Raw genomic sequence first — 1,808 nt, forward strand, 5'->3', positions numbered from 1 at the left:
GGCGGTCTCGCCCCGTCCGATCCCCGCCGAGCAGTACCGCGGGCGGCTCCTTCGCCGCGCCGGGCCTCCCGGTGCCGAGGGCTCGATCGTCGAGATCAGCCCGGCAGACGCAGGCTGGTCGTACGTCGGGTTCTCGGCCCACCGGCTGGCGCCGGGCGCCGCGATCCGGCGGCCGGCAGCGGCCGAGGAGCGACTCATCCTCGTGCTCGAGGGCCGGGCCACAGTGCGGGTGGGGACGGAGGTCTTCGCCGACGTCGGGAGTCGCGACAGCGTCTTCGACGGCCCGCCGCCGCCGGTCATCCTCGCGGCGCCGGAGACCGAGCTCGAGATCGGCGCCGAGACGACGGCGCTGATCGGCCTCGCGACGGCGCCGGCCGGGCCCATCCGGCGGACCGCGCTGATCGAGGACACGGAGATCCTCGTCGAGTCGCGCGGCTCGGGCAACACGGCGCGGCGGATCCATCACCTGCTGCCCCCGGGGGCCGAGGCCGGCCGGCTGATCGCCTACGAGGTTTTCACGCCCGGCGGCAACTGGTCGAGCTATCCGCCGCACAAGCACGACACCGAGGACCCGCCCCGCGAGGCGTACCTGGAGGAGCTGTACTTCTACCGGTTCGCCCGACCGCAGGGGTACGCGCTCCAGCGGGTTTACACCGCCGACCGGGCGCTCGATGAGATCATGGCGCCGATGGACGGTGACCTCGTGCTCGTGCCGGCCGGCTACCACCCGGTCGGCTCGCCGGCAGGCTACGACTGCTATTACCTCAACGTGATGGCGGGTCCCAATCGGTCCTGGCACTTCACGGTCGATCCCGATCACACCTGGCTCATGGATTGGGATCCATCGGCCCCACAATCGAGATGAGCGCTCCGAGATGACGGCTCCACGATCCAGGCCCCGGGAGACGGTCCGATGACGATGACGATGGTCGACAGCCCACTCCTGCGCATGGTGCAGTCGAGCCCGACCGACTACTGGAACGATTCATGTGCGGTAGACGAGCTGCGGTACGCCATCGAGCGGGGTGCCGTGGGGGCAACGTCGAACCCGAGCATCGTTCTCGAGGTCTTAAAGAAGGAGCGCGATCACTGGGTCCCGCGCGTCCTCGCCCTGGCCGCCGAGAACCCTTCGTGGACGGAGGCCGACCTGACCTGGGCGATCGTCGAAGAGATGGCGGTGCGGGCGTGCGAGCTGCTCGCTCCCGTCTACGAGCGCGAGGGCGGCCGCGCCGGCCGCCTGTCCATCCAGACGAACCCCGCCAACTACCCGAACGTGGAGCGCATGCTCGAGCAGGGCCTCCGTTTCGCGTCTCTTGCCCCGAACGCCCAGGTGAAGTTTCCGGCTACCCGCGCGGGCATCGCCGCGACCGAGGAGGCGACGTACCGAGGCGTCAACATCAACGCCACCGTGTGCTTCACGGTTCCCCAGGCGCTCGCGGTCGGCGAAGCGGTCGAGCGGGCCCTGCGCCGGCGTGAGGCGGACGGCCTGGACGTCGCCTCGATGCATCCGGTCTGCACGCTGATGATCGGCCGGCTGGACGATTGGATGCGGGTGCTCGCCGACCGGGACGACATCGCGATCGATCCGGCGGCGCTCAATTGGGCGGGCATCGCGGCTTTCAAGCGGGCCTACGGGATCTACCGGGAGCGTGGCTATCGAGCCCGGTTGCTGGCGGCGGCGTACCGGCATCGGCTGCACTGGACCGAGCTCGTGGGGGGCGACGTCATCCTCACGATGACCCACCAGTGGCAGGCCCGGTTCAACGCCTCGGGCATCGATCCGCGGCCACGGATCGATGTGCCCGTCG

At 70.3% G+C, this 1,808-nt stretch carries 2 protein-coding genes; both read left to right on the forward strand.

Features of this window, described 5'->3' with window-relative positions:
* Positions 1-865, forward strand: an 865-nt coding sequence (gene iolB, locus VGW35_06675; protein ID HEV8307337.1) for a 5-deoxy-glucuronate isomerase, incomplete at its 5' end; no start/stop codon positions are given.
* Between the two features lie 48 nt (positions 866-913).
* Positions 914-1,808: transaldolase family protein (locus VGW35_06680; protein HEV8307338.1), on the forward strand; the 895-nt coding region annotated here is incomplete at its 3' end.

It is taken from the genome of Candidatus Methylomirabilota bacterium, from assembly GCA_036005065.1.
GTDB lineage: Bacteria > Methylomirabilota > Methylomirabilia > Rokubacteriales > DASRDR01 > DASYQW01.